General features: G+C 65.2%; 18 protein-coding genes. 4 read left to right on the forward strand and 14 right to left on the reverse strand.

Annotation, left to right across the window (positions count from 1 at the left end; translation table 11 throughout):
* Positions 1 to 24 precede the first annotated feature (24 nt).
* From ACK4HJ_RS16080 to ACK4HJ_RS16090, 3 genes are read left to right on the forward strand one after another with little or no spacing between them, the layout of a single operon-like run.
* Entirely contained in the window at positions 25 to 744 is a 720-nt protein-coding gene (locus tag ACK4HJ_RS16080; RefSeq protein WP_409833427.1) for a Crp/Fnr family transcriptional regulator, read from the forward strand.
* Positions 745 to 769: 25 nt separating this feature from the next.
* A complete protein-coding gene (locus ACK4HJ_RS16085; RefSeq protein WP_409833429.1) occupies positions 770 to 1,855 on the forward strand; it encodes a phosphotransferase in 1,086 nt (361 codons plus the stop codon).
* A gap of 33 nt (positions 1,856 to 1,888) precedes the next feature.
* Positions 1,889 to 3,163 (forward strand): acyl-CoA dehydrogenase family protein, encoded by a 1,275-nt coding sequence (locus tag ACK4HJ_RS16090; protein ID WP_409833431.1) that lies wholly within the window; start codon positions 1,889 to 1,891, stop codon positions 3,161 to 3,163.
* 72 nt (positions 3,164 to 3,235) lie between these two features.
* On the opposite strand, the gene ACK4HJ_RS16095 is transcribed toward ACK4HJ_RS16090, so the two are convergent.
* Positions 3,236 to 3,961, reverse strand: coding sequence for a hypothetical protein (locus ACK4HJ_RS16095; protein WP_409833433.1), 726 nt, complete (start codon positions 3,959 to 3,961; stop codon positions 3,236 to 3,238).
* Between the two features lie 96 nt (positions 3,962 to 4,057).
* Here ACK4HJ_RS16095 and ACK4HJ_RS16100 point away from each other — a divergent pair, with 96 nt between their 5' ends.
* Entirely contained in the window at positions 4,058 to 4,765 is a 708-nt protein-coding gene (locus ACK4HJ_RS16100) for a hypothetical protein (protein ID WP_409833435.1), read from the forward strand.
* Between the two features lie 95 nt (positions 4,766 to 4,860).
* Here ACK4HJ_RS16100 and ACK4HJ_RS16105 read toward each other — a convergent pair whose 3' ends face one another.
* The 13 genes from ACK4HJ_RS16105 to guaB all read right to left on the reverse strand — a co-directional run bounded on the left by ACK4HJ_RS16105 (position 4,861) and on the right by guaB (position 20,159).
* A complete protein-coding gene (locus tag ACK4HJ_RS16105) occupies positions 4,861 to 5,937 on the reverse strand; it encodes a DUF6352 family protein (protein ID WP_409833437.1) in 1,077 nt (358 codons plus the stop codon).
* Positions 5,938 to 6,166: 229 nt separating this feature from the next.
* Entirely contained in the window at positions 6,167 to 7,120 is a 954-nt protein-coding gene (locus ACK4HJ_RS16110; RefSeq protein ID WP_409833439.1) for an ABC transporter substrate-binding protein, read from the reverse strand.
* Positions 7,121 to 7,192: 72 nt separating this feature from the next.
* On the reverse strand, positions 7,193 to 8,239 hold the full coding sequence (locus tag ACK4HJ_RS16115) for an ABC transporter permease (protein ID WP_409833441.1): 1,047 nt from the start codon (positions 8,237 to 8,239) through the stop codon (positions 7,193 to 7,195).
* Positions 8,220 to 9,710, reverse strand: a complete 1,491-nt coding sequence (locus ACK4HJ_RS16120; protein ID WP_409833443.1) for a sugar ABC transporter ATP-binding protein — start codon at positions 9,708 to 9,710, stop codon at positions 8,220 to 8,222. Before ACK4HJ_RS16120 ends, ACK4HJ_RS16115 begins: the two co-directional genes overlap by 20 nt.
* 1 nt (position 9,711) lies before the next feature.
* A complete protein-coding gene (locus ACK4HJ_RS16125) occupies positions 9,712 to 10,881 on the reverse strand; it encodes a Gfo/Idh/MocA family protein (protein ID WP_409833445.1) in 1,170 nt (389 codons plus the stop codon).
* Entirely contained in the window at positions 10,878 to 11,948 is a 1,071-nt protein-coding gene (locus tag ACK4HJ_RS16130) for a sugar phosphate isomerase/epimerase family protein (RefSeq protein ID WP_409833446.1), read from the reverse strand. The genes ACK4HJ_RS16125 and ACK4HJ_RS16130 overlap by 4 nt, the downstream gene beginning before the upstream one ends.
* Positions 11,949 to 11,966: 18 nt before the next feature.
* Positions 11,967 to 13,319 carry a xylose isomerase gene (gene xylA / locus ACK4HJ_RS16135; protein ID WP_409833447.1) on the reverse strand — a complete coding sequence of 451 codons (1,353 nt, stop codon included), beginning with the start codon at positions 13,317 to 13,319 and terminating at the stop codon, positions 11,967 to 11,969.
* A complete protein-coding gene (xylB, locus tag ACK4HJ_RS16140) occupies positions 13,316 to 14,788 on the reverse strand; it encodes a xylulokinase (protein WP_409833448.1) in 1,473 nt (490 codons plus the stop codon). Before xylB ends, xylA begins: the two co-directional genes overlap by 4 nt.
* Entirely contained in the window at positions 14,785 to 15,834 is a 1,050-nt protein-coding gene (locus tag ACK4HJ_RS16145; RefSeq protein WP_409833450.1) for a LacI family DNA-binding transcriptional regulator, read from the reverse strand. Before ACK4HJ_RS16145 ends, xylB begins: the two co-directional genes overlap by 4 nt.
* 263 nt (positions 15,835 to 16,097) lie before the next feature.
* A complete protein-coding gene (guaA, locus tag ACK4HJ_RS16150) occupies positions 16,098 to 17,714 on the reverse strand; it encodes a glutamine-hydrolyzing GMP synthase (protein ID WP_409833452.1) in 1,617 nt (538 codons plus the stop codon).
* A gap of 12 nt (positions 17,715 to 17,726) precedes the next feature.
* Positions 17,727 to 18,161, reverse strand: a complete 435-nt coding sequence (locus ACK4HJ_RS16155; RefSeq protein WP_094290861.1) for a type II toxin-antitoxin system VapC family toxin — start codon at positions 18,159 to 18,161, stop codon at positions 17,727 to 17,729.
* Complete coding sequence (locus ACK4HJ_RS16160) at positions 18,158 to 18,421, reverse strand: type II toxin-antitoxin system Phd/YefM family antitoxin (RefSeq protein WP_409833454.1); 264 nt, start codon at positions 18,419 to 18,421, stop codon at positions 18,158 to 18,160. The genes ACK4HJ_RS16155 and ACK4HJ_RS16160 overlap by 4 nt, the downstream gene beginning before the upstream one ends.
* A gap of 262 nt (positions 18,422 to 18,683) precedes the next feature.
* Entirely contained in the window at positions 18,684 to 20,159 is a 1,476-nt protein-coding gene (gene guaB / locus ACK4HJ_RS16165; protein WP_409833456.1) for an IMP dehydrogenase, read from the reverse strand.
* Between the last annotated feature and the right edge of the window lie 23 nt (positions 20,160 to 20,182).

Raw genomic sequence — 20,182 nt, forward strand, 5'->3', positions numbered from 1 at the left:
TTCCAGTCACCCAAAAGACAGACCATGGACGACCCGATTCTTACTATCGAAGAACGTGAAGCGATCAACTCCGGTCGCTGGTTCTCATCCCTTTCACCTTCGCTACGCCACGACATCCTGCGATGTGCCTACGTCAAACGTTACAAGGACGGCGCCCTGATCTGCGCACGCGGCGATCCACCCGAGGAGTGGATCGCCTGCGCACGCGGCGCGGTGCGGGTGAGCTCCACATCCATCTCCGGCAAGCAGATCACGCTGACCTATGTGGAGCCGGGCATCTGGTTCGGCGACGTGGCAATCTTCGACGGGGACCGGCGCACGCACGATGCGTATGCGCATGGCGACACCACGATCCTCTGTGTGGCCAAGTCCGACTTCAAGAAGATCCTGGCATCGCACGTGGAGTTCTACGAAGCCATGTTGCGCCTGCATGCGCGGCGCATCCGCCAGCTGTACGGCCTGGTGGAAGACCTCAACACCCTGCCCTTGCGTGCACGGCTTGCCAAGCAGTTGGTGCACTTGGTGCGCAGTTACGGCATTCCCAGCCTGTCGGACGGGCGGGAGATGCGCATCGGTCTGCAGCTGGCACAGGAAGAACTGGCGCAGTTGCTCGGCGCGTCGCGCCAGCGGGTGAACCAGGAACTCAAGGCCATGGAACGCGAGGACGCCATCCGCATCGAGCCGGGCGGGCTGGTGGTGCGCGACCGCGATGCGCTCATGCGCATTGCGGAGACCGACAACTGAAGAACAACAACATCCTTTGCCATCCATGAGCAACTTCGATCACTTTGTCGGCACCCGCCCCGTTACCGAACAGCACGCCTTCGACACCGAAAAGCTGACCGCCTGGCTTGCGCAGAACATGCAGGGCTTTGCCGGCCCGCTGACGGTGGAGATGTTCAAGGGCGGGCAGTCCAACCCCACCTACAAGCTCATCACGCCCACCACCAGCTATGTGATGCGTGCCAAGCCCGGCCCGGTGGCCAAGCTGCTGCCTTCGGCCCATGCCATCGAGCGCGAGTTTGCCGTGATGAGCGGCCTGTACGGCACCGACGTGCCCGTGCCGCGCATGTTTGTGCTGTGCGAGGACGAGTCGGTCATCGGCCGCGCCTTCTACGTCATGGAATGCATGCAGGGCCGCGTGCTGTGGGACCAGTCCCTGCCCGGCATGTCGCAGGCAGAACGCGGTGCCATCTACAACGAGATGAACCGCGTGATTGCCGCGCTTCACACCGTGAAGTTTGCAGACCGGGGCTTGGCCAGCTACGGCAAGCCCGGCAACTACTTCGAGCGCCAGATCGGCCGCTGGAGCAAGCAGTACGTGGCTTCCATCACGCAGCCCATCCCCGAGATGGACAAGCTCATGGAATGGCTGCCCGCCCACATGCCCTCCAGCGCACGCGACGAGAGCCAGGTGTCCATCGTGCATGGCGACTATCGCCTGGACAACCTCATGTTCCACCCCACAGAGCCGCGCGTGATTGCGGTGCTGGACTGGGAGCTGTCCACCCTGGGCCACCCGCTGGCCGACTTCAGCTACCACTGCATGAGCTGGCACATCCCCGCCGCCATGGGCCGCGGCATCGCGGGCCAGGACCTGGTCGCGCTCGGCATCCCCAGCGAAGACAGCTATATCCGCCTGTACTGCGAGCGCACTGCAATAGCCACGCCCGAGGCGCTCGCCGCCGACTGGAACTTTTACCTCGCCTACAACATGTTCCGCATCGCGGCCATCCTGCAGGGCATTGCCAAGCGGGTGGAGGCGGGCACGGCCTCCAGCGCCCAGGCCAAGGCCTCGGGGGATACCGCACGGCCCATGGCCGAGCTAGCCTGGTCGTTTGCGCAGCGCGGGTAGGCATCCCCACGATTACCAACGGAGAAGAGACCCATGGACTTTGACTACTCGCCCAAAACCAAGGAGCTGCAAGCGAAACTGCTGCAGTTCATGGATGACCACATCTACCCCAACGAGGTCTCTTACAAGGATGAACTGGCGGCCAACACCGCCGCAGGCAAGCGCTGGAGCGCTCTGAACACCATCGAGAACCTCAAGCCCAAGGCACAGGCCGCAGGGCTGTGGAACCTGTTTCTGCCTGTCGACAGCGCTGCCGCGTCGGGCTACGAAGGTGCGGGCTTGACCAACCAGGAATACGCACCCCTGGCCGAAATCATGGGCCGGGTGCCATGGTCCAGCGAGGTGTTCAACTGCTCGGCGCCCGACACCGGAAACATGGAAACCATCGCCCGCTACGGCGATGAAGCCAACAAGGCCCGCTGGCTTAAACCGCTACTGGAGGGCAAGATCCGCTCGGCCTTTGCGATGACCGAGCCCGACGTGGCATCAAGCGACGCCACCAACATTGCCACCCGCATCGAGCGCCAGGGCGATGAGTACGTGATCAACGGCCGCAAGTGGTGGATCTCCGGCGCTGCGGACCCGCGCTGTGCCGTGTTCATCACCATGGGCAAGACGGACCCCGAGGCGCCCAAGCACTCGCAGCAAAGCATGGTGCTGGTGCCGGCCGACACCAAGGGCATCACCATCATCCGCCCGCTGAACGTGATGGGCTATGACGACGCGCCCCATGGACACGTGGAGATGACCTTTGAGAATGTGCGCGTGCCCGTCTCCAACATCCTTTTGGGCGAAGGGCGTGGCTTCGAAATTGCACAGGGACGCCTGGGGCCTGGCCGCATCCACCACTGCATGCGCCTGATCGGCCTGGCCGAGCGTGCGCTGGAGCTGATGTGCAAGCGTGCCTCCTCGCGCGTGGCCTTCGGCAAGACAGTGGCCCAGCAGACCGTGACGCAGGAACGCATTGCCGAGGCCCGCTGCAAGATCGATATGGCTCGCCTGCTCACGCTCAAGGCGGCCTGGCTGATGGACGTGGCCGGCAACAAGGTCGCCAAGACCGAGATTGCCATGATCAAGGTGGTGGCGCCCAGCATGGCCTGCCAGGTGATCGACTGGGCCATGCAGGTCCATGGCGGCGGCGGCATGTGCGACGACTTCCCGCTCGCATCCGCGTACGCCAACGCACGCACACTGCGTTTTGCCGATGGCCCGGACGAAGTGCACCGCAACGCCATCGCCAAGTGGGAACTGGGCAAATACGGTACTTACGGCCGCGACGCGGCCGTGCCCATCACGCGCGGCAGCTGAGGCGGCCTCGCGGGTTCGTAGCCCGAACGCCCAGCGCCGGGTTGCGCCGGGTTGCACCGGGGGCAGTCTTGCTCACTCGCGTTCGGGTCCCTCTGAAGGCGGTGGCACGTTCTGCATCGCACTTTGCGCCGCGGCCAGCAGCACCTGCGTGGCGTGTGCAATTTCCGGCAGGCTGCGGCGCGTGTGCTCCATGCGCAGGTAGACCTTGCCACGCACCAGCATCAACAGCAGCGGCGACTCGGCGCGCACCGCGCTGCTTGTTGCATCACCCTGGCCCCCCGCTTCTACCGCATTGAGCAGCTGCGACACCACGGGCGCGTGGATCCAGTGCTGGGCGGTCTCTATGCGTTCTGCCACCACGGCAAAGTGGCGCCGAAACGAGGCGGGCAACTCTGGCCAGGCCACCTCTTCGTACATGGCCAGCCAGCGCATCTCCTCGGGCATGCGGGCGTCCACGGTGGTCTGCAGCGTGTCTGTGATGGCGCTGTAGGCATTGCCTTCCAGCGCCTCCTGCAATGGCCGGTTCAGCACCATCACGGCGGCATCGGGGTCAGCGCCTACGTCTGCACGGCCGCGCAGTTCCAGCCCCCGCACATAGTCGCGCGTGGAGGCCCCACACTCCAGCCGCCACGGTCGGCCGCCCAGTTCGCCCCCTAGGTCGAAGTGCACATCAACGGCTTGCGCCACGATGGCCAAGCGCTGGGCGGCGGCCCAGCGCACCACTTCCGTATTGGTCACGGGTTTGTCGGCAGGCGACAAGCCCGTGGGCTGCAGTGCTTTTCGGATGCGATCAAACATGGCAGGTTCGGAGCGGGGCTCCGCCAAAGTCGCTGGGCGCGGATATCGGGATTATTGGAGGCATTGGCCGCGGCGGCAAACCGCTACCATCCCGGCGTGTTCCGCACCACCCCGCATCCCGTGCACCCTCAACTGTCTTTGCCCGCTCTTCCGTGGAGCCCAACCCGCCGCCGCCTGCTGGTATGGGCCGCGGCGGCCACTTGCGGCCCCGTGGGGGTGCCAGTTGTTTATGCCTCTGCAGGCAGCGATGGGTGGCCGACAACGGACGCGTCCCCCGCCGCGCAGCGGATCGTGCGCTGGGCGGCAGCCACGGCAGACAACCAGGGCATGCCCTTTGCCGTCATCGACAAACCAGCCGCGCGCATCCACGTCTTTTCAGCACGGGCCCAATGGCTGGGCAGCGCGCCCGTGTTGCTGGGCGCTGCGCTGGGCGACCGATCCGCGCCCGACATCGGCACGCGCCCGCTGTCCAGGATTCGGCCCGAGGAGCGCACCACCCCTGCCGGGCGTTTTGTGACCGAGCCCGGCCACAACCTGCGGGGCGAAGACATTGTGTGGATCGACTACGAGTCTGCCGTGTCGCTGCACCGCGTGCGCAGCGTGCATGCATCCGAACGCCGCCTGCAGCGTCTGGCCACCCCCGGCACGCGCGACAAGCGCGTGAGCTACGGCTGTGTGAACGCGCCCGAAGCGTTTTACAACCAGTGGATTGCGCCGCACTTCGGCAAGGTGGCAGGCGTGATTTATGTGCTGCCCGATACCGAGCCGTTTGCTTCAGTTTTTGCAGCTGCTAGCGCTTACTGAATAACAATTTCAGGTAGAAAAGTGCATCAAACGCTTTAACGGCAAGCGCTACCAGCTATCAATTACGTAGCGCCACGGCTGCTGGTGCTTTCAACCTACACCGAAGCCGCCAGCGGCAGGTTCAGCAGCAGGTTCTGTGGCTTGATGCGCAGCGTGCCGTCCGCGCGCGTGGCAAGACCCAGGTACACCGGCTTGCCGGCCACGTCGGCGCGCATCTCGGCCGGTTCGGCAAACGTCAGCGTGAACAGGCTCACCAGACGCTGCATGCGCTCGGCCTCCACCGGGCGGTCTTCGTACAGGTCGTTCAGGATGGCGGTGGATTCCACGTCCAACCCCACGTGCCAGCGCCATGCGCTGTCTTGCACCTGGTGCGCGGGCTCGATCTGTACATGCACGCCTAGGAAATGGGCCACCCACTGCTCAAGCACCCGCGCCAGGGCCTTGAGCCCGGACCCTGCGCGGGTCATCTTGAGCGTGAGGCCGTGGCTCAGGTCCTGCGACACCTCGTGCGTGAGGTCCAGCAGAAAGCGGTGCCGGCCGCTGTCCTGCCAGTACTGGGCAGCGTTGTCCGCGCTCAGCACCTGCAGGTCGATGCGCGGCTGCAGGGCGCCGCTTTCCAGCAGCAGACGCCCCACGTCGCCCAGGCCTGCGGTTTCGTTCAGCATGTCCAGCGTGGCGCTGTCGCCCGCCAGTATCCGGCCTTCATGCTGAGTGATGCGCTGCGGTCTGAACAACATCTCGGCCGCCCGCACCTGCGTGGCGTCGCGGCAGTCGGCCAGCAGGCTGCGCAGCAAAGCCTGCACCACCGCGTCGATGAACACCGCAGGCACATCCACCGCCCCGCTGCGCATGAGCTGAAGGTAGTACGCCTCCAGCGTGCCCGCAGCCAACAGGCCGTCACGCACGCGCAGGAACACGGCGTAGTTCTCTCGCGCATCCCCGTCCATCACTGCGGCCAGCTCTGCGGGCAGCACGGCGCGCGCTGGGCGCACTTGCAGCGATTCATGCAGCGCGATTTCTGCCGGACAGGACTCTTCGACCAGGGCCAGTTCTGGCCGTGCCAGCAGGTGGCGCAGAAAGTCGTCGGTCGGAAGCAGCCAGCCGCGTTCGTTGCGCGCCATGGGCGCCACGCCGATGCCGGGCCAGAAGTGGAGGTGTGGGGTGGAAGTCATGAGAAGGCGCACAAGGCCGCAGTTGCAAAACGTGCATACGCGCTGCGCCCGATATTAGCGGCAGCGGTGTTCTCTCTTAGACGCGCCGGTTCGGATGCCGCAAAGGGCCGCCCTGGCCGTTCGGGAGCCCACCCACCAGGTAAGGGGCCAGGGCATGGGCCAGGCATTGCACCAAGGCCCGGTACGCTCCGCAAACCACTCGGTGGTTGGCGCGGAGCATCCCATGCGGTCAATACGGCGAGTCGGGGAAGTAGAACTTGGACGCGTTGTCCTTGGTTACCAGCACCGACGGGATGATGGTCTTTTCTGGCAAGGCCTTGCCGGCCACGCGCGCCTCGGCGGTCATTTTCATGGCGTCGGCAATCATGCTGGGCGAGTAGGTGACGTTGGCCGTCACCAGCTTGTCGCCGTCCATGACCTTCTTGATGTAGTCCTTCGCACCTGCGCCGCCCACGATGAGCTTCACGTCGGTGCGCTTGGCCTGCTCGATGGCGCGTTGCACGCCCACGGCCATGTCGTCGTCAGAAGCCCAGACGGCGTCGATCTGCTTGAAGCGGGTCAGGTAGTCCTGCATCACCTTGAAGGCATCGTCGCGGTTCCAGTTGCCATGTTTGGCGTCCAGCACCTTGATGTCGGGGTGTGCCTTCATGACGGCGTTGAAGGCGTCCACGCGCTCGTTGTCGATCACGGTCGGAATCCCGCGCAGGATCACCACGTTGCCCTTGCCCCCCATGGCCTTGGCCATGTATTCGCCTGCCACGCGGCCAAAACCGGGGTTGTCGCCCGCCACATAGGCGTTCTGCGCGGTGGGGTCCGTCAGGCCGCGGTCCACCACGGTCACATACACGCCCTTGCTCTTGACCTGCGCCACGGGCCGCGTGAGGGGCGCCGATTCGAACGGCAGGATCACCAGGGTGTCGATCTTGTTGACCGCTTGCAGATCCTGCACCTGGTTGGCCTGCTCAGTGGGCGATCCTGCGGTCTTGACGATGACCTTCACGCCAGGGTACTGCTTTTCGATCTCGTCCTTGGTGCGGTTGGCCCAGTACACGACCCCGCCGGTCCAGCCGTGCGTGGCTGCTGGTACGGACACGCCGATGACGGGCTTGTTCTGCGCCATGGCGGGCGCGGCAAAAACGCTGCCGAGCGCGATCGCGGTAAGGGCGAATAGTCTGCGTTGCATGCTTGTCTCCTGAGGGTTTCTTCTTGGGTCACAGGTATCCACAGGGCACGCGGGTGCGGCCTGCGGTTCGTCTCACCGCCGCCCTCTTTGCAAAAAGGCCACGATGATGATCACGAACCCCTGCACCGCCGCGTTCAGGTACACGCTGATGATGCTGGTGAGGTTCAGGATGTTGCTGATGACAGAAAGCAGCACGGCGCCCACGACGGTGCCGAAAACGCGGCCGCCACCGCCCTTGAGGGCTGTTCCCCCGACGATGACGGCGGCAATGGCTTCCAGCTCCCACAGCAGGCCCGTGGTGGGCGATGCCGAGCCCAGGCGCGGCACGTACAGCAGCGTGGCCACCGCAACGCAACCGCCCAGCAGCACGTAGGTCAGCACCTTGACCCGGTCGACCGCCACAGCCGAATAGCGCGCCACCTGCTCGTTGGATCCAATGGCCTGCACGTAGCGGCCGTATCGGGTGCGGTTGAGCAGATACCCGCCGACCAGTGCGATGGCGGCAAACACCCAGATGGGAATCGGGACACCCAGCCAGCTGGCGTAGTAGACGGGGCTGTAGACATCCACCAGCGCGCCATCCAGCGTGATGGCGCCGCCGTTGGAGAAGTACGTGAGGTACGCGCGAAAGATGCCCAGCGTGCCCAGCGTGACGATGAAGGGCTCGATACGCCCTTTGGTGATGAGCAGCCCGTGCGCAAGGCCGAACACCGCGCCCAGCACCAGCGCCACCGCGGCCCCGAGCAGCACCGCCACCAGAGGCGATCCCACCATCGGCGCCAGCTTGTTCATCACGAGAATGGTGCTGCCGGCGATCAGCGCGGCCATGGACCCCACCGACAGGTCGATGCCCCCGGAGATGATCACGAACGTCATGCCCACGGCGATGATGCCGATGAAGGCGGTGCGTGTGAGCACGTTCATCCCGTTGTCCCACGTGGCGAAGTCCGGGTTGAGCAGCGTGCCCGCCAGGCACAGCAGCAGCAGGCCCGCCAGCGGCCCGAACGCAGACAGGCGCGCCGCCAGGCTCCCGCGCCGGCGCGCGGCGATGGTGGGCGCATCGGACTGCGGGGCGGCGTGGGCGGGCGACGCCATGGGGTCAATGGGTACCGGTGGCATGGGCAATAAGCTCCGCTTCGTTCAGTTGGTCTCCGGCCAGCGTGGTCTGCACCCTGCCCGCGCGCATGACGACCACGCGGTGGCACAGGCCGATGAGCTCGACCAGCTCGGACGAAATGACGATCACGCCCCGGCCCTGGGCCGCCAGCTGCGCGATCAGAAAATAGATGTCGCGCTTGGCGCCCACGTCTACGCCCCGCGTGGGCTCATCCAGCACCACCACGCGCGGGCCGGGCTGCAGCACCTTGGCGATGGCCAGCTTTTGCTGGTTGCCGCCCGACAGGGCGCCCGCGCGGACGTCCAGGCTGCCGGTGCGCAGCCGAAAGTCCCGCACGGCCTGCTCCAGTGCGGCGCGCTCCGATGCGCGGTCCAGCCAGGGGCGCGCGTGCCGGTCCAGGTCCATCAACGTGACGTTGTCCTGCAGCGAAAGGCCCACGTGCAGGCCGCGACCCTTGCGGTCCTCGCTCAGATAAGTCATCCCGGCGCGGGCAGCGGCGCGCGGGTCGGCGAACGCCACGGCTTGACCTGCCAGTTGCATCTGGCCGCCCGCAGCGCGGGGGCGCAGGCCCAGCAGGCCTTCGAACAGCTCGGTGCGGCCGGCGCCGACCAGGCCCGCAAACCCCAGGATCTCGCCCGGCCGCACCTCAAAGCTCACATCGTGCGCCCAGCCGGGCACGCTGACACCCTGCACGGAAAAGAGCGGGGCAACATCCGTCGCCACGGGCGCCTTGGGCGGGAACATGTCGGTGAGCTCTCGCCCCACCATGAGGTTGGCCATGGCGTGGCGCGTGTACTGCGCGGTGGGGCCCCGGGCCACGAAGCGGCCATCGCGCATGACCACGATCTCGTCGGTGATCTGCTCCACCTCGTCGAGCTTGTGCGAGATGTACACGACGGTCACGCCCCGGTCGCGCAGCTGGCGGATGAGCTTGAACAGCTGCTGCGTCTCGCCGGGCGTGAGGGTGGCGGTGGGCTCATCCATCACCAGCAGCCGGGCATCGCGCGCGACGGCCCGGGCAATTTCCACCATCTGCTTTTCGGCCACGATGAGATCGCGCGTGCGGGTGTGGGGGTCGATGTCGAGGCCCACGGCGGCCAGCGCCTCGCGTGCCGCGGCCGCCATGCCGCGGTCGTCCAGGCGCCAGCCCCGGCGCCATTCGCGGCCGAGAAAGATGTTCTGCACCACCGTGAGGTCGTCCGCCAGGTTGAACTCCTGGTGGATGAGCACCACGCCTGCAGCCTCGGCCTCGCGCGAGTCGGCAAAGCGGCAGGGCCGGCCCTCGATGCTGAAACCTCCCTCACCAGCCTGCTCATAGCCGCACAGGATTTTCATGAGCGTGGACTTGCCCGCGCCGTTTTCGCCCAGCAGCCCGTACACGCGGCCCGGAGCAAGGTCAAAGCTCACACCGTGCAGCACCTGCACCGGGCCGAAGTGTTTGCACACCCCGTCAAAACGCACGGAGAGGCTCACGCTACAGCTCCACCCAGGCAGCACCCGCAGCCGCAGAGCGCACCGCCGCCTCGATGAAGGCCACGCCGTGCACACCGTCTTCAATGGTGGGAAATTCAACTTCATCGGGCACCGGCCGACCCTCACGCGCCGCATGAATGGCCTGGGCGATCTCGGTGTAGACCGTGGCGAAGCCTTCAAAATAGCCCTCGGGGTGCCCCGACGGCAGGCGCGTGACGCGGGCCGCAGCGCTACCCGCAGAGCTGGTGCCGCGCGACAGGGTGCGTGGCGCCTCGCCAAAGGGAGAAAAGCGCAGCTGGTTGGGGTGCTCTTGCTGCCATTCCAGCCCGGCCTTGCTGCCGTAGACGCGCAAGCGCAAGGCGTTTTCATTACCCGGCGCCACCTGGCTGGCCCACAACATGCCGCGCGCGCCGTTGGCGTAACGCAGCAGCATCTGCACGTTGTCGTCGAGGGCGCGGCCGGGCACCAGGGTGCTCAGCTCTGCACACAACTGGGTGGGATGCAGGCCGGTCACAAAACTCGCCAGTTGGTAGGCGTGCGTGCCGATGTCGCCCACGCAGCCTCCCGCCCCGGCGCGCGCCGGATCGGTGCGCCAAGCGGCCTGCTTTTGCCCTGTGGTTTCCAGCAGTTCGGTCAGCCAGTCCTGCGGGTATTCCACCTGCACCAACCGGATGTCGCCTAAAGCGCCCTCCCGCACCAGCTGCCGCGCATGGCGCACCATGGGGTAGCCGGAATAGTTGTAGGTCACGGCGAACAGCCTGCCCATGGCGCGCGCCAACGCGCGCAGGCGCTCTGCATCGACCACGGTGGTGGTGGCCGGCTTGTCGCAGATCACGTGGATGCCGGCCCGAAGAAAAGCTTCGGCGGCCGGAGCATGCTGGTCGTTGGGCGTGACGATGGCCACCGCCTCGATGCCGTCGGGCCGCGCGGCCTCTTCGCGGGCCATGGTGGTGTAGTCGGCATAGCTGCGCGGCAGGCCGATGGCGGCAGCCGAGCGCATGGCCTTGTCGGGTGTGGAAGACAGGGCGCCCGCCACCAGCTCGTATTGGTCGTCCAGCCGCGCCGCGATGCGGTGCACGGCGCCAATGAAAGCGCCCTCCCCACCGCCCACCATGCCCAGGCGAATGCGGCGGCGGCCCTCAGGTGCCGGTCCGCTGGCTTCGATGGTCATGCGGCCTCCGAGGTGATGCCCAGCATACGGCGCAGCTGTGCGGCGTCGGTCTCTGCGCCGGCAAAATCGTCAAACGCCTTTTCGGTTACGCGGATGATGTGATCGCGGATAAAATCGGCGCCCTCGGCTGCACCTGCTTCGGGGTGCTTGAGGCAGCACTCCCATTCCAATACTGCCCAGCTGTCGTAGCCGTACTGCGCCATCTTGGAGAAGATCGCGCCGAAGTCGATCTGACCATCGCCCAGCGAGCGGAAGCGCCCCGCGCGCTGCACCCAGGGCTGGTAGCCCGAGTACACGCCCTGGCGCCCGTTGGGGCGGAACTCCGCATCCTTGATGTGCAGCGCTTTGATCCGCTCGTGGTAGATGTCGATGAATTCGAGATAGTCGAGCTGCTGCAGCAAAAAGTGTGAGGGGTCGTAGTTGATGCAGCAGCGCGGGTGGTTGTTCACGCGCTCCAGAAACATCTCGAACGTCACGCCATCGAACAGGTCCTCGCCCGGGTGCAGCTCAAAACATACGTGGCAATCCGCATCCTCGAAGGCGTCGAAGATGGGTCTCCACCGGCGTGCGAGTTCGTCAAATGCGGTTTCTATCAGCCCAGCAGGCCGCTGCGGCCAGGGGTACAGATAGGGCCACGCGAGCGCGCCGGGAAAGCTAACATTGCTCTTGAGACCGAGGTTCTTCGATGCCTTGGCAGACAGCATCATTTGCTCCACCGCCCAGGCCTGACGTGCAGCGGGCTTGCCGCGCAGCGGCTCGGGCGCAAACCCGTCGAAGGCTTCGTCATACGCTGGGTGCACGGCCACCAGCTGCCCCTGCAGGTGCGTGCCCAGTTCGGTGATGGCCACACCATTCTCGTGCGCAATGCCGGCGATCTCGTCGCAATAGGTCTTGGACGCGGCCGCCTTCTCGAGGTCGAACAAGCGCTTGTCCCATGAAGGTATCTGCACGCCCTTGAAACCCAGGCCACCGGCCCAGCGGGTGATGGAAGCCCATGAGTCAAACGGCGCTGCATCGCCGGCAAACTGTGCCAGGTAGATGCCCGGGCCTTTGATGTTGGTGGCCATGTCTCGCTCCTTGTGTTTTCAGAGATAGCTGTTGACGAGGTGCTCCAGCCGCTCTTGCTGCGCGGAGCGCGGCTGTGGATCGAGCCCCCGTGCATCCACGTCGCTCGCGAGCTCTTCCAGCGAACGCTCGCCGCGCAGGATGGCTTGTCCGCCGTCTTCATCCCATCCGGCGTAGCGCGCTTGCACGTGGCGCTGCAGCGCGCCGTCCTGCAGCATCTGCTCTGCCACCAGCAGCCCGCGCGCGCACAGATCCATCGCCGTGGCATGGGCCCACACCAGGTCGTCCGGATCAATGGACTGGCGGCGCAGCTTGGCGTCAAAGTTGAGTCCGCCCAGGCCCATGCCACCGCCCTTGAGCACTTCATACAACGCCAATGCCAGCTGCGGCAGGCTGTTGGGGAACTGGTCGGTGTCCCAGCCCAGCTGCTCGTCGCCGCGGTTCATGTCCAGCGATCCGAAGATGCCCAACGCATGCGCCAGAGCAATTTCGTGTTCGAACGTATGGCCCGCCAGCAGCGCGTGGTTTTGCTCGATGTTGACCTTGACCTCGCGCTCCAGGCCATGCTCGCGCAAAAATCCGAACACGGTCGCCACGTCGTAGTCGTACTGGTGCTTGGTGGGCTCGGCCGGCTTGGGCTCGATGAGGATTTGCCCCTTGAAGCCGATCTTGTGCTTGTGCTCCACAACCAGGTTCAGGAAGCGCCCCAGCTGGGCCAGCTCGCGCTTGAGATCAGTGTTGAGCAGTGTCTCGTAGCCCTCGCGGCCACCCCACAGCACGTAGTTGTCTCCACCCAGCTGGTGCGTCAGCTCCAGCACACTCTTGACCTGGCCTGCTGCATAGGTGAACACCGCCGGGTCGGGATTGGTGGCCGCTCCGGCCATGTAGCGACGGTGCGAAAACAGGTTGGCCGTGCCCCACAGCAGCTTGATGCCGGTGTCCTGCATCTTTTTGGCGAACACGTCGCCGATACGGCGCAAATTGGCGTTGGACTCGGCGAGGGTTGCACCCTCGGGCGCCACGTCACGGTCGTGGAAGGTGAAGAATGGCGCATCGACAGTCCGAAACAGCTCAAAGGCCACGTCGGCCTTGGCCACCGCCTGCTCCATCGGGTCGCCAGCTGCATGCCATGGTCGCTGGAAGGTCGCATCACCAAAAGGGTCGGTACCGCCCCAGCCGAAGCTGTGCCAGTAGCACACCGCAAAGCGCAGCTGCTGCTCCATGGTCTTGCCCATGACCATCCGGCTCTTGTCGTAGTGCCGGTAGGCAAAAGGTTCTTGCGCGGTGGGCGTGAAGCCGGGGCCGCGGTAGGCCAGCGGCTGTGCAAAGCTGAAGTACGAAGGGCGTTGACCGCCTGCGGGCTCGTGTCTCATGCGGACTCCGGTAGGGGTGAAGGAAGTGGGAGCTGGCGCAGCCGTCCGTACAACTGCTGCCATTGGCTGAAAGCGCGGTCATGGTGTTGGGCGCGCGTGGCATGAGGCTCAAATGACCGCTGCCGCGCCGGCTTGTCGAAGAGCTGCACGCCATCTGCGGCCACGCGCGCCAGGCGCGCTGCCCCCAGGGCACAGCCGTGCTGCGAACCAGTGACCTGGTGCAACGGCATGCCCAGGACATCGGCCATCGTCTGGCACCAGAGGTCCGACCGTGCACCGCCGCCAATGAGGTCCGCCTCAGAAATTACGGTGCCGGCACTACCGAGTGCATCGCGCATGTCGCGGAATGCAAAAGCCACGCCTTCAAGCAGTGCGCGCGTCATGTCGGCGCGGCTCGTGTTGGGCGTCAGGTGAAGAAAGCCGCCGCGCACTGCAGCGTCGTTGTGCGGCGTGCGCTCGCCAGACAGGTACGGCGCGAACCAGCAGGCGCCATCGCTGCGCGGGCTGGCGTCCACTTCCTGCAGCAGCGCCGCCTCCGTGTAGCCGGAGACTCCGGCCCACCAAGAAAGGCTGGCAGCGGCCGAGAGCATCACGCCCATCTGGTGCCAGGTGTGAGGGATGGCATGGCAAAAGGCGTGCACTGCGCGGTCCGCAGCGGGCATGAAGCCGCTGGTAGTCGCCCACAACACTCCCGAGGTGCCCAGGGATACAAAGGCATCGCCCGGCGCGACAGCGCCCACGCCCACCGCGCCTGCCGCGTTGTCGCCCGCGCCGCCGGCAATCACCGGTGGTTGTGCAAACCCCCAGCGGGACACCCACTGCTGCTGCAGCACGCCCGTAGGCTCCACCCCCTCAACGAGGCGTGGCATCTGGCGCTCATCCAGACCACAGGCGGCGAGCAACGGAGCGCTCCAAGTGCGCGCCCCCACGTCCAACCACAGCGTACCGGATGCGTCGGACATGTCCTCGGCGAACTCACCACACAACCGATACCGCAGCCACGCCTTGGGCAGCAGCACCTTGGCGATACGGGCGAAGACGTCTGGCTCATGCTCGCGCACCCACAACAGCTTGGGCGCGGTGAAACCAGGCATGGCGGGGTTGCCCGCTCGCTGCCGCAGGTGGAGTTCGGGCACCTCGAGGGCGGCACATTGGGCTTCGCTGCGCCCGTCGTTCCACAAGATGCAGGGGCGCAGCAAGGCACCGTCTGCACCCAGCAGCGTGGCGCCATGCATCTGGCCCGACAAGCCGATCGCGCGCACGGCGGCAAGCGCGTGAGGATGCTCGGCCTTCAGTGCATCCAGGCAGTCACACGTGGCACGCCACCAGTCGGCAGGGTCCTGTTCGGACCACCCAGGGTACGGGCGGCTCACTTCCAGCGCGGCTGCGGCCACCGCGATCTGTCGGCCGTCGTCCAGCAGAAGCGCCTTCACACCCGAGGTGCCCAAGTCGATACCAAGGGCGATCACGGCAGGTTGTCCTTTACGTAGATGTCGATGCGAATACGCTCTTGGTCGGCGTGTACCGGCTCTTGGGTGACGCGCGCAAGTGCCTGGCGCAGCGTGGATCGGATTTCATGCCCGGCGTCCTGGTTGATGACCGCGTCCATGGTCCCATCCAGCAGGTCCGCACGCGCAGCAGGCGTCAACTCGTGCCCCACGAACACCACCTTGTCGGCACGCGTAGCGGTTTTGAGCGCCGCCGAGATGCCCTGGTTGCCCGCGCCAATGCTGTAGATGGCACGCAGCTCCGGGTGCTGCGCCAGCAGCTGCCCGGCAAGCGTCTCATTGAGCGCCGACGAATCTTTGCCCTGCAGCGTGGGCAGCACCGTGAGATGCGGGTACTCAGACGACATCACCTGGTTGAAGCCGAGGTTGCGCTCAGCGTGGTCGCGCAGCGAAAGGCTGCCCGCGATCACGCCCACCTCGCCCGGCTGACGCCCCACGAACCGGCCCAGCAAGGTCGCGGCCGTGCGGCCCGCAGCCACATTGTCGATGCCCACATACGCATGGCGACGCGACCGGGGCACGTCGGAGACCAGAGTGATGACGCCGCAACCATGCTCTACCAGGGAGTCGATGGCGGCCTGCACCTGGGGGTGATCAAGCCCCATCACGACCGCTGTATCGCACTCGTCCCTCAGCCCTCTAAGGAAGTCCGCGAGGTGCTGAGGTTCGAAGACATCCACCTCGCGGATGAGCGCACTCACCCGATGGTCTTCCAGCCACACGCGGCTGGCGTGGAGTTCGGCCTGCAGTTGCGCCACGAACGGGTTATCGCCCGAAGGCAGCACAAAACACACACGGTGCGTGCGGCTGCGCGCCAAGCGCGCCGCCGCAGGGTCGGGCCTGTAGCCGAGTCTTGAAACCGCTTCCCGGACGCGGGCGATGGACTTGGCATGAACGCCGGCGCGGTTGTTCAACACGCGGTCTGCAGTGGCCAGACTGACGCGGGCCTCGCGCGCCACATCGCTGAGCGTGGGACGCGTAGAGGATGACTCGAATGCAACGGACATGCACCCATTTTGATGTGCGCACCTCAAAAAATAGCATAGGGTTTACGCTTGAATAGACTTAGAAAAGATCCGCACTAACAATTCATGCACTCCTGGCCACCATCGAAATGATGTTCGAACATCAATTTGCCGAGCAACGCTGTGGAGCCAAGAAAAATGCCGCCAGCGAAGACCGGTGGCGGCATACATTGCAAGGCGCCCCACTCCACATCGGAGTGCGTCGCATCCGGCTTTGATCAGCCGGGCTGTAGGGGGCTGCTACATCACTCCCACTCAATCGTCGCTGGCGGCTTGCTGCTCACGTCGTAGGTCACGCGGTTGATGCCACGCACTTCATTGATGATGCGGCCTGACACCTTCTTGAGCAGCGCGTAAGGCAGCTCGGCCCAGTCGGCGGTCATGAAGTCGCTGGTCTGCACGGCGCGCAGTGCCACAACGTAGTCATACGTGCGGCCGTCCCCCATCACGCCTACGCTCTTGACCGGCAGGAACACGGTGAAGGCCTGGCTGGTCAGGTCGTACCAGGTCTTGCCAGTGGCTTCGTCCACAAAGTTGCGCAGCTCTTCGATGAAGATCGCGTCGGCGCGGCGCAGCAGGTCGGCGTATTCCTTTTTCACTTCACCAAGAATGCGCACGCCCAGGCCGGGACCGGGGAAGGGGTGGCGGTAGACCATGTCGGGCGGCAGGCCCAGAGCCACGCCGAGTTCGCGCACTTCGTCCTTGAACAAATCGCGCAGCGGTTCCAGCAGTTTCAGGCCCAGTTGCTCGGGCAGGCCGCCCACGTTGTGGTGGCTCTTGATGGTGACGGCCTTCTTGCTCTTGGCGCCGCCGGATTCGATCACGTCGGGGTAGATCGTGCCCTGGGCTAGGAAGGTGGCGCCCTTGTGGCCGCCGGTGCCCGCCTTGAGCTTGGCAGCCTCGGCCTTGAACACGTCCACAAACAGGCCACCGATGATCTTGCGCTTTTGCTCGGGCTCGCTCACCCCCGCCAGCTTGCCCAGGAACAGGTCGCTGGCGTCCACGCGGATGACCTTGGCGTGCAGCTTGCCTTCGAACATGTCCATGACCATGTCGCCCTCATGAAGGCGCAGCAAGCCATGGTCCACAAACACACAGGTGAGCTGGTCGCCGATGGCGCGGTGGATGAGCGCCGCAGCCACGGACGAATCCACACCACCCGACAGGCCGAGGATCACTTCCTCATCGCCCACCTGTTCGCGGATTTTCTGCACGGCTTCTTCGATGTAGTCGCCCATGACCCAGTCGGCACGGGTGCCGCAGATGCCCAGCACAAAACGCTCCAGCAAGGCGCGGCCCTGCACGGTGTGCGTGACTTCGGGGTGGAACTGCACGGCGTAGTAGTGGCGGCTTTCGTCGGCCATGCCAGCAATGGGGCACGACGGTGTGGAGCACATCACCTTGAAGCCAGGCGGCAGCGCCGTGACCTTGTCACCGTGGCTCATCCACACCTTGAGCATGCCGTGGCCCTCGGGCGTGGCGAAGTCTTCGATGCCCTTGAGCAGCTCGGTGTGGCCATGGGCGCGCACTTCGGCGTAGCCAAACTCGCGGGTGTTGGAGCCCTCGACCTTGCCGCCCAACTGCTGGGCCATGGTCTGCATGCCGTAGCAGATGCCAAGCACGGGGATGCCGAGTTCAAACACCGCATTGGGTGCCTTGTCATCCACCTCGTACACGCTGGCGTGGCTGCCCGACAGGATCACGCCCTTGAGCGAGCCGTCCTTGGCGTAGGCACGGATCCACTCGTCGTTCACGTCGCAGGTGTGCACTTCGCAATACACATGGGCCTCGCGCACACGGCGGGCGATGAGCTGGGTGACTTGCGAGCCGAAATCGAGGATGAGGATTTTCTGGTGTTGCATGCTGGTGGTCCGTCAGAGGCTGGAGAGATCAAGAAGCGGGACGCCGCTGCGCTGGGCGGCAGCAATCTGCTGGGGGTCGAAAGTGGCCAGCGGCAGGCGCAGCGAGCGCGCCAGCCACAAATAGGCGGCATCAAAGGTGGGCAGGCCGGTGTCGAGCGCCACGTCCATCACGGCTTTGTGCTGTGCAGGAGCCAAGTCGTGCAGCTCGACACGGTGGCGAATCGCTTCGAGCACGCCCCACAGGCCTTCAACCGATGCGGATGGGATGCGGCCGCTGTGCACGCCGCTGCTGATGAGGTTGCTGCATTCCCACTGCCAGAGGTTGGGCGCCTGCGGCTCAACCTCGTCGCGGCGGATCAGGGTGTACAGGCGGCGGGTGTGCTCGCTGGCTGTGTCGGGCAGCAGCCAGGCGGCGGTGACGGAGGCGTCGAGGACGAAGGCGGTCATGCGGCGCTCCGGCCCTTGCGGCGCAGGGTGTCGGGGGTGGCAACAGCTTCACCTGCAGGGCGGACGGTGGCGTGCAGCGCGTCGATCTGGCCCAGCTCGCGGGCGATCTGCTCGTCAGTGATCACGGGGCGGCGGCGCACGGGCAGCATGCGCACCACCTCTTTGCCGTGGCGGGTGATGCGCACTTCCTCACCCTGCTCGACCAGTTCGATCAGGGCGGAGAACCGGCTCTTGGCTTCGTAAATACCGACGGACTGCATGGAAATGCGGACCCCAAAAAAGAAAAGTCTGGCCTGAACAATTAATTCAGACCAGACTATATCAGTCTGACCAGATTTTTTCAATCAGGCCAGACTCCGGATCTCCGAGGGTCGAGCAGACCCATGGCTTGCGAACATCGACAGCGCAAGCCAGGGAAGCCGTGCAAGGGCCGCCCTGCCGCACTGGCTGCGTCCCCCTTCCCGAATGGCGCGGCCATTCGAGAGAAGGGGGAAGGCGCGAAGCGACTCAGGGGGTTGTCACTTAGTCAGCGCGGTAGTTCGGCGCTTCCTTAGTGATCTGCACGTCGTGCACGTGGCTTTCGCGGATACCTGCGGTCGTGATCTCGACGAACTCGGCCTTGTTGTTCATCTCTTCAATGGTGGCGCAACCGCAGTAGCCCATGGAGGCACGCACGCCGCCCGCCATCTGGTAGACGATGGAAACCATCGAGCCCTTGTAGGGCACGCGGCCCTCGATGCCCTCGGGCACGAGCTTGTCGGCATTGGGGTTGCCGGTGCTCGACTCCTGGAAGTAGCGGTCCGCACTGCCCTGCTGCATGGCGCCAATGGAGCCCATGCCGCGATAGCTCTTGTAGCTGCGGCCCTGGAACAGGATCACTTCGCCAGGTGCTTCTTCAGTGCCCGCAAACATGCCGCCCATCATCACCGTGCCTGCGCCAGCGGCCAGGGCCTTGGCGATGTCACCGCTGTAGCGAATGCCGCCGTCAGCAATCAGCGGCACGCCGGTGCCTTTAAGGGCTGTAGCCACGCTGTCAATGGCCATGATCTGCGGCACCCCCACACCGGCCACGATGCGGGTGGTGCAGATGGAGCCAGGGCCAATTCCGACCTTGACTGCGTCGGCGCCCGCCTCGACCAGCGCCAGCGCTGCCGCGCCCGTGGCGATGTTGCCGCCAATCACGTCGATCTGTGGGTAGTTCTGCTTGACCCAGCGTACGCGGTCTATCACTCCCTTGCTGTGGCCGTGGGCCGTATCCACAACGATGGCATCGACACCGGCCTTGACCAGCGCTTCGACGCGCTCTTCGGTGCCCTCGCCCACACCCACCGCCGCCCCCACACGCAGGCGGCCTGCGGCATCACGCGCGGCATTGGGGAAGCTGGTTTGTTTGGTGATGTCCTTCACCGTGATCAAGCCCTTGAGTTCGAAGGCGTCATTCACGACCAGAATGCGCTCTAGCTTGTGCTTGTTGAGCAGCGCCTTGGCTTCGGCAGGCGTGGTGTGGTCCTTTTCGTTGACCGTGATGAGCTTCTCGCGCGGTGTCATGATCTGGTGGACCTTGACGTCGTAGCGCGTTTCAAACCGCAGGTCGCGACCCGTCACGATGCCGACCACCTTGCCACCATCGCACACCGGGAAACCCGAGATGCCCAGCTGCTCGGACAGCTGCAGCACCTGCAGCACCGTGTGCTCGGGGGTGATGACCACGGGGTCGCGCAGCACGCCGGATTCGTAGCGCTTGACCTTGGCTACATGAGCTGCCTGCTCTTGCGCCGTGAGGTTCTTGTGCACGATGCCGATGCCGCCCTCCTGGGCAATGGCAATGGCCAGACGCGCCTCGGTCACGGTGTCCATGGCAGCAGACACGAGCGGCAGGTTGAGTTGGATGTTGCGGGAGAGTTTCGTCGCGAGGGACGTGTCCTTGGGCAGGACCTGGGAGTACGCTGGCACCAGCAACACATCGTCGAAGGTGAGCGCTTTTCCAAGAAGGCGCATGAGAAAGCTCCAAAAAACGGATT

This window comes from Acidovorax sp., from assembly GCF_046294525.1.
Lineage (GTDB): Bacteria > Pseudomonadota > Gammaproteobacteria > Burkholderiales > Burkholderiaceae_C > Acidovorax.

Coding starts and splice junctions, on each gene's coding strand:
- ACK4HJ_RS16080 (WP_409833427.1), top strand. CDS start 25: ATGGACGACCCGATTCTTACTATCGAAGAACGTGAAGCGATCAACTCC.
- ACK4HJ_RS16085 (WP_409833429.1), top strand. CDS start 770: ATGAGCAACTTCGATCACTTTGTCGGCACCCGCCCCGTTACCGAACAG.
- ACK4HJ_RS16090 (WP_409833431.1), top strand. CDS start 1,889: ATGGACTTTGACTACTCGCCCAAAACCAAGGAGCTGCAAGCGAAACTG.
- ACK4HJ_RS16095 (WP_409833433.1), bottom strand. CDS start 3,961: ATGTTTGATCGCATCCGAAAAGCACTGCAGCCCACGGGCTTGTCGCCT.
- ACK4HJ_RS16105 (WP_409833437.1), bottom strand. CDS start 5,937: ATGACTTCCACCCCACACCTCCACTTCTGGCCCGGCATCGGCGTGGCG.
- ACK4HJ_RS16110 (WP_409833439.1), bottom strand. CDS start 7,120: ATGCAACGCAGACTATTCGCCCTTACCGCGATCGCGCTCGGCAGCGTT.
- ACK4HJ_RS16115 (WP_409833441.1), bottom strand. CDS start 8,239: ATGCCACCGGTACCCATTGACCCCATGGCGTCGCCCGCCCACGCCGCC.
- ACK4HJ_RS16125 (WP_409833445.1), bottom strand. CDS start 10,881: ATGACCATCGAAGCCAGCGGACCGGCACCTGAGGGCCGCCGCCGCATT.
- ACK4HJ_RS16130 (WP_409833446.1), bottom strand. CDS start 11,948: ATGGCCACCAACATCAAAGGCCCGGGCATCTACCTGGCACAGTTTGCC.
- xylA (WP_409833447.1), bottom strand. CDS start 13,319: ATGAGACACGAGCCCGCAGGCGGTCAACGCCCTTCGTACTTCAGCTTT.
- ACK4HJ_RS16145 (WP_409833450.1), bottom strand. CDS start 15,834: ATGTCCGTTGCATTCGAGTCATCCTCTACGCGTCCCACGCTCAGCGAT.
- guaA (WP_409833452.1), bottom strand. CDS start 17,714: ATGCAACACCAGAAAATCCTCATCCTCGATTTCGGCTCGCAAGTCACC.
- ACK4HJ_RS16155 (WP_094290861.1), bottom strand. CDS start 18,161: ATGACCGCCTTCGTCCTCGACGCCTCCGTCACCGCCGCCTGGCTGCTG.
- ACK4HJ_RS16160 (WP_409833454.1), bottom strand. CDS start 18,421: ATGCAGTCCGTCGGTATTTACGAAGCCAAGAGCCGGTTCTCCGCCCTG.
- guaB (WP_409833456.1), bottom strand. CDS start 20,159: ATGCGCCTTCTTGGAAAAGCGCTCACCTTCGACGATGTGTTGCTGGTG.